General features: G+C 65.3%; 7 protein-coding genes and 4 tRNA genes. All 11 read left to right on the forward strand.

Translation table 11 applies throughout. From position 1 onward, the window contains the following. Positions 1-133 precede the first annotated feature (133 nt). Positions 134-1,537 carry a cysteine--tRNA ligase gene (gene cysS / locus VGL40_07420; GenBank protein ID HEY3315092.1) on the forward strand — a complete coding sequence of 468 codons (1,404 nt, stop codon included), beginning with the start codon at positions 134-136 and terminating at the stop codon, positions 1,535-1,537. Between the two features lie 3 nt (positions 1,538-1,540). Further along, positions 1,541-1,939: a ribonuclease III domain-containing protein gene (locus tag VGL40_07425; protein HEY3315093.1), complete on the forward strand. Its 399-nt coding sequence runs from the start codon at positions 1,541-1,543 to the stop codon at positions 1,937-1,939. After that, the gene (thyX, locus tag VGL40_07430) at positions 1,936-2,670 is read left to right on the forward strand and encodes an FAD-dependent thymidylate synthase (protein ID HEY3315094.1); all 735 of its coding nucleotides are present in this window, start codon (positions 1,936-1,938) and stop codon (positions 2,668-2,670) included. Before VGL40_07425 ends, thyX begins: the two co-directional genes overlap by 4 nt. 16 nt (positions 2,671-2,686) lie before the next feature. Further along, positions 2,687-3,463 (forward strand): 23S rRNA (guanosine(2251)-2'-O)-methyltransferase RlmB, encoded by a 777-nt coding sequence (gene rlmB, locus VGL40_07435; protein HEY3315095.1) that lies wholly within the window; start codon positions 2,687-2,689, stop codon positions 3,461-3,463. Between the two features lie 53 nt (positions 3,464-3,516). Beyond that, positions 3,517-4,989, forward strand: a complete 1,473-nt coding sequence (locus VGL40_07440; GenBank protein ID HEY3315096.1) for a VanW family protein — start codon at positions 3,517-3,519, stop codon at positions 4,987-4,989. 324 nt (positions 4,990-5,313) lie between these two features. Beyond that, positions 5,314-5,967 (forward strand): RNA polymerase sporulation sigma factor SigH, encoded by a 654-nt coding sequence (gene sigH / locus VGL40_07445; protein HEY3315097.1) that lies wholly within the window; start codon positions 5,314-5,316, stop codon positions 5,965-5,967. A 101-nt stretch (positions 5,968-6,068) separates the two neighbouring features. After that, positions 6,069-6,143 (forward strand) — tRNA-Thr (locus VGL40_07450). A 12-nt stretch (positions 6,144-6,155) separates the two neighbouring features. Next, positions 6,156-6,239: transfer RNA gene (locus tag VGL40_07455), tRNA-Tyr, on the forward strand. Positions 6,240-6,253: 14 nt separating this feature from the next. Beyond that, positions 6,254-6,330: transfer RNA gene (locus VGL40_07460), tRNA-Met, on the forward strand. A gap of 34 nt (positions 6,331-6,364) precedes the next feature. Further along, positions 6,365-6,437, forward strand: a tRNA-Thr gene (locus VGL40_07465). A 234-nt stretch (positions 6,438-6,671) separates the two neighbouring features. Next, positions 6,672-6,878: GTP-binding protein (locus VGL40_07470; GenBank protein ID HEY3315098.1), on the forward strand; the 207-nt coding region annotated here is incomplete at its 3' end.

Genomic DNA, 6,878 nt, shown 5'->3' on the forward strand with positions numbered 1-6,878 from the left:
CGCCGGGGCTCGGCGTGCCTAAGGAGGGGCGTTCTTCGAGGGACGCCCGAAACAGAGTGGAAACACGGACCTCCCGCCTCTGCCCGCGCGGCCGAGCGGGGGGTTTTCTTAGTGAACGGAGGTCGAAAGTCGGATGGGCATCAGGGTCTACAACACCCTCACCAGGCGCAAGGAGGATTTCCAGCCACAGCGGGCCGATCGGGTCGGGATCTACGTCTGTGGGCCGACGGTCTGGGACTACATGCATATCGGTAACGCCAGGCCCTTCGTCTTCTTCGACGTCGTCCGGCGTTACCTGAAGTACCGCGGGATGGCCGTCAAGTACGTCCAGAACTTCACCGACGTCGACGACAAGATCATCAACCGGGCCAGAGCCCTTGACATCGACCCGATGGACCTGGCGGAGCAGTATATCAAGGTCTACTTCGAGGACGCGGCGGCCTTGGGAGTCGAGAAGGCCGATGTCCATCCGCGAGCCTCCGACCACATCCCGGAGATCATCGTCTTCATCCAGGACCTCATCGACAAGGGCCACGCCTATGAGGTCGACGGGGACGTCTATTTCTCCCCCTCGAGCCTGAGCCAGTATGGACAGCTCTCGGGCCAGTCCATGGACGACTTGAGGGCCGGGGCGAGGGTCGAGGTGGACGAGCGGAAGCGGTCCCCGGAGGACTTCGCCCTGTGGAAGAAGCAGAAGCCGGGCGAGCCGGCCTGGCCGAGCCCGTGGGGTCCGGGGCGACCCGGCTGGCACATCGAGTGCTCGGCGATGGTCAGGGAGCACCTCGGGGCGACGGCCGACATTCACGGGGGCGGGTCCGACCTTGTCTTCCCCCATCACGAGAACGAACTGGCCCAAAGCCTGGCGGCCAACGGGGCGCCGCTGGCCAACTACTGGGTCCACAACGCCTTCCTGAATATCGATGGGGAGAAGATGTCGAAGTCCCTGGGCAATTTCATCGTCCCACACGAGATCATCAAGGCCTATCACCCCGAGGCCCTTCGCTACTTCCTCCTCTCCGCCCACTACCGGAGCCCCCTGAATTTCACCGAGGACCAGCTCAAGTCGGCCGAAGCCGCTCTCGATCGGCTTTACAACGCCCTGACCAACCTGCGGCAATGGGTGTCGGTCAGCGGCCGGGAGGCCATGACCGCCGAGGAGGCCGAGGCCCTGACCCGGCTTCGGGCCTACCGAGACAAGTTCATCGCGACCATGGACGACGACTTCAACACGGCCGACGCCATCAGCGTCCTCTTCGAGTTGACCCGCGACGTCCACGCCGGGCTGGGACCCGGGTCGTCAAAGGTACTGTTGCGGGCGGTGATCGACCTTTTCCACGAGTTCGGGGACGTTCTCGGCCTTCTCCGGAGGGAAACCGCCGGTCCCCTGGAAGAGGAGATCGAAGGGCTCATCGCCAGGCGCCAGGAGGCTCGCGGGCGGCGTGACTGGGCTGAGTCGGACCGCATCCGCGACGAACTGGCCGGCCGCGGGATCGTCCTCGAGGATACCCCCCAGGGCGTCCGCTGGAAGAGGAAGTAGGCCATGTCCGAACCCTTCGACCCGGCCCTCCTCCCGCCGCTGGTCCTAGCCTACATCGGTGATGCCGTCTTCGAACTGGAGGTCCGCGTCCTTCTGGTCCGGGAAGGCCTGGCCGAGCCGGAGAGGCTCCACCGGGAGGCCGTCACTCGGGTTAGGGCCAAAGCTCAGTCCCGCGTCTGGCAAGGGATCGTTGATAGGCTAGCCCCCGACGAGGCGGCCGTGGCCAGGCGCGGACGCAACGCCAAAGTCGGCCGAAGGCCGCCGGGAACGACCAGCCAGGAGTACCACGAAAGCACGGCCTTCGAAGCCCTCCTTGGGTATCTGTACCTGTCCGGCCGGATCGAGCGGCTGCAGGAGATCATCGCTCTGGCCCGAATCTTGGCCGGGGAGGATGAGCGATGAAGGTAATCCTGATGAGTCACACCCCCGACCCCGAACAGGCCGTGGCCTTGGCCGCGCGCCTCTGCTATTCGCCGGTGGGGGTCGAGGAACTGGGTCGGGCGATGTCCCGCGAGGACATGGCCCGGCTCATCCGTGGGGTCGTTCGGATGGGCCACCACTCGACCCTTGAGCACGCCGCCTTCCAGTTCGCCGTGGAAGGGGTCTCCCGGGCCCTCACCCATCAGTTGGTCAGACACCGCCTCGCCTCGTATTCGCAGCAATCACAACGTTACGTGGCCGCCAGCGGCTTCACCTACGTTGTTCCGCCGTCGGTCAAGGCGGAGACGAAGGCCCTGGAGACTTTCGAGCGGGTCATCGCCGAGATCAGCCGCGCCTATGACGATTTGCTGTCGCTCGGCCTGCCCAAGGAGGACGCCCGATACCTCCTGCCCAATGCGGCCGAGACGAAGATCGTCATCAGCATGAACGCCCGGGCTCTGCGCCACTTCTTCGAGCTTCGTTGCTGCGCCAGGGCCCAGTGGGAGATCCGCAGGCTGGCCTATCGGATGCTCCGCGAGGCCCGGCGGGTGGCTCCTCTCCTCTTCGAAGACGCCGGGCCGCCCTGCGAATCGTCGGGGACGTGCCGGGAAGGGAAGCTCTCCTGCGGTCGAGTGGGCCGCCTGAACCGTCTCGCCAGCCGGCTCAACGGGCCCCGGTCCGGTATGCCTGAGGCCGGCCGAGGGCAAAGCTAGGAGGGGTGGAATCGGCTTGGGACCCGCAGGTCGCGAACAGATTGAGGGCAGGAATCCCGTCTTGGAAGCCCTCCGGGCCGGTCGGGAGATCGACCGGGTGATCATCGCCAAAGGCCTTGAGCGGGGCTTCCTCGAACGGCTCAAGGCCATGGCCGGGGAGCGGGCCATCGCCATCGAGGCCGTCGACCGGTCCAAGCTGGACGCTCTGGCTCAGACCCGGGCTCACCAGGGGGTCCTCGCCTACGCCCCGGCCCGGCGTCAGGTCGACCTTTCCGACCTCCTGGCCCGGGCCAATCGCTCCGAGCCGGCCCTCCTCGTCGCCTTGGACGGGGTGGAAGACCCGCAGAACCTCGGGGCCATCATCCGCTCGGCGGAGGCGGCGGGGGCCCACGGCGTCGTCGCCACCGAACGTCGCTCGGCGCCGCTCGGCCCGGGGGCGATCAAGGCCTCGGCCGGGGCGGTCGAGCATCTCCCGGTGGCCAGGGTGGTCAACCTGGCCCGGGCGATCGAGGAAATGAAAGAGGCCGGCGTGTGGGTTTTCGGGGCCGACGGCGGCGGAGACCGGGTCTACCACGAAGCCGACTTGTCCGGGCCGGTTGTCCTGGTCATCGGGGGTGAGGGCCGTGGACTCAGCCGGCTGGTCCGAGAGCGCTGCGACTTCCTGATCCGCATCCCGATGTTCGGACGGGTCAACTCCTTGAATGCCTCGGCGGCGGCGGCCATCCTCCTGTTTGAGGTCAGGCGGCAGAGGGAAGGCGGGCGGGCCAATACCTTTCACAGGGGTGGTCGGTAATCGGCGTTCGGGCTCCGCGGGTTTCCTGGACGAAAGGGTTCGTCCTTTTTGTTTTGCTGCCCACCCTTCTCCTGGTCCTGGGGACGGGCTTCTACGCCGTTGGGCCTGGCCTGGGCCGGGTGACGGAAGCCCTGCTCCTGAAGGGCTTGACCGCGCCCGGATTGCGGGTCCTCGGGACCCCGATCGGGCACCTGTCCAGGGACGAGACGCTGTCGGTCCTCCTCACCCTCAGCCGGGAGTACCGCGGCAGGCTGGTCCTTCTCCGGTACGGACCGCTGGTCCTCAAGGAGAGCGCCGGTAGCTTGGGGGCGACCCTTGACGCGGCGGCCACTCTCGAGCGGGTCTGGGGGATCGGCCGCTCGGGCGGGCTCGGTTCCCGGCTGGCCAACGTCCTCTGGGGCGACCCCGGTGGCCGGGAAGTGCCCCCCGTCATCCGGGTCGACCAGGCCGACCTCCACGATGCCTTGGTCCGTCTGGCCCGGGAGGTCGATCTCCAACCGGCCAACGCGACCATCGACCCGGGAAACGGGAAGGCTTCGCCCGCCACACCCGGACGACGGCTGATCTTCGAGGCCACCGAGCGGACCATCCGGGCGATCGTGGCCGACTCGGTCTCGCCCGAGCCGGCGGCCGCCGAACTCACCGTCGAAGGGTTGCCGCCGCGGGTGACCACCGGCGACCTGACCGAGCTCGGGCCGCAGATGATCGGGCGCTACGCGACCTACTTCGACCAGGCGGTCATCGGCCGCAGCCGCAACATCGCCCGTTCGGCCCGGAGCCTCGACGGCCTCCTCCTGCACCCCGGGGACGTCTTCTCCTTCAATGAGGCGGTCGGACCGACCGATGCCGATCACGGCTATGAGGAAGCGCCGGAGATCTTCAAGGGGCGCTTCGTCACCGGCATCGGCGGGGGCGTCTGCCAGCTCTCATCGACTCTCTATAACTCGGCCCTCCTGGCCGGGCTGGAGATCATCGAGCGCTACAACCACTCGCGCGTATTGCCGTACATCCCGCCGGGACGGGATGCGACGGTCAATTACGGTGGGGCCGACTTTCGTTTCCGCAACAGCACGTCCTTCCCCCTCCAAGTCCGGGCGGTGGTGGCGGAAGGCGGCGTGGCGACGTTCTTCATCGGCCAGAGACCGCCGGGACCGGAGATCGATATCGAGACTTACGATCGCGAGGAAGTCTCCCCCGAGGTGAAGGAGATCGTCGACCAATCGTTGGCGCCCGGGGCACGTCTGGTCGACGAAGCACCGGTGGCCGGGTTGAAGATCAGGGTCGCCCGGGTCTACCGACAAGGCGGCCGAGAAATCCGCCGCGAGACCATCTCACACGACCTCTACCCGCCCCTGCCGGAGGTCGTCAGGGTCGGACCGAGCCCCGGTGGGAAGGGCGGGGAGGAGCAGCGACCGGTGAATCCGGCCGATCCGTCCGCCGGCCCGCCGACAGACGCCCCGGCCAACCCGGCGGATGAGCGGCTGATCGAAGGGCCGTCGAAACCGCCGGCCGAACTCAAACCCTGACGCCCGGCAAAAAAGACCAGCCTAGGGCAAGAAAGAGAGCGCTAGAACGGGAAAACCCGGGAAAAGCAGGCTTGTCTTGACGCGTCGGGAATCGCTGGGTTATAATAAACCTGTGCATCAGGTCCGTCCAGCGTAGGCCACCTTCGTTGGCCGCCTGGAGGCCTCCAAAAGCCCACCATAACTGCATTTCCGCATTTCATAAGGGAAATTCAAAAGCGCCGCCGTTTTGAATTTTTTCGTTCTTATCGGGCCTAATGTCGCCAGACGCGGGCCTAGGGTCCTTGGCCGCCGGAGGGATGGCGTTTGAGTGTCGAAGGGCGCGAGATGTTCCATTACGACACGATGGTCGACGAGGAGATCGTCGAGTACGCCAGGGACGGCAACGACGGCGCCCTGGAGTTCCTGATTAATAAGTACAAGAACTTCGTGCGGGCCAAGGCCCGCTCGTACTTCCTGATCGGCGCCGACCGCGAGGACATCATCCAGGAAGGCATGATCGGGCTGTACAAAGCGATCCGGGACTTTCGCAGCGACAAGCTGTCCTCGTTCCGGGCTTTCGCCGAGCTCTGCATCACTCGCCAGATCATCACGGCGATCAAGACGGCGACCCGGCAGAAACACATCCCGCTGAATTCCTACGTCTCCCTGAACAAGCCGATTTACGATGAGGATTCCGACCGCACCCTCCTCGACGTCCTCTCGGGCTCAAAGATAACCGACCCCGAGGAACTGATCATCAGCCGGGAAGAGTTCGGCGATATCGAGGAGAAGATGGGCGAGATCCTGAGCGACCTCGAATGGAAGGTCCTCATGTCCTACTTGGACGGCAAGTCGTACCAGGAGATCGCCGTCGACCTGAAGCGCCACGTCAAATCGATCGACAACGCCCTCCAGCGGGTCAAGCGCAAGCTCGAGCGATACTTGGACAAGCGCAACGAAGCGGCTGAAGCCGATAAGGCACGCAGCGAGCCCCACTAAACACCAGCTCCGCAAGGATGGGCCGGGCCCGTCCGCGAGTTGCAATCGACCGCTGCTTGTGTTATCATCTTCTCTAGCCGATTGCGAGCCGCAAACCAAAAGCTGGCGTAGCTCAATGGTAGAGCAGCTGATTTGTAATCAGCAGGTTGCGGGTTCGAATCCCATCGCCAGCTCCAGAAGGTCATCATGGAGAGGTTCCCGAGCTGGCCAAAGGGGACAGACTGTAAATCTGTTGGCGGACGCCTTCGGTGGTTCGAATCCACCCCTCTCCACAAGCCAGATTTGACGCGGGGTAGAGCAGCCAGGTAGCTCGTCGGGCTCATAACCCGGAGGTCGAAGGTTCAAATCCTTCCCCCGCAACCATTTGCGCCGGCGCCGGCCGCGCCGGCGCGACCCTGCTCATGTAGCTCAGTCGGTAGAGCGCGTCCTTGGTAAGGACGAGGTCATCGGTTCAATCCCGATCATGAGCTCAAGGAAACGACCTCACCCCGCGGTGGGGTCGTTTCCTTGTACGCCGCCCCCAGGTCCCCCAGGCCCGAACGGCCCGGCGCCGGCCGTCACCCCCTGCTTCGCCAGCCGGCCGTGGTGAGCAGGGTCAGAAGGAGTTGCCCCGGGTGTGACGAAACCTGCCCATACTGAAGGTTGCCACCGCAACGAAGGTGGCCGATGACGAGCGGGATCCGAAGAAGTGGAGGTCGGTCCCCTTGACCAAGAAGAAATTCGAGCGGACGAAGCCCCACGTGAACATCGGAACCATCGGTCACGTCGATCACGGCAAGACGACCCTGACGGCGGCGATCACGAAGGTCCTCGCCAACTCTGGGTTCGCTGAGTTCGTACCGTTCGATCAAATCGACAAGGCTCCCGAAGAGAAGGCCCGGGGGATCACCATCAACACGGCCCACGTCGAG

This window comes from Bacillota bacterium (assembly GCA_036504675.1).
Classification (GTDB): Bacteria; Bacillota; Sulfobacillia; order JAJYWN01; family JAJZPE01; genus DASXUT01.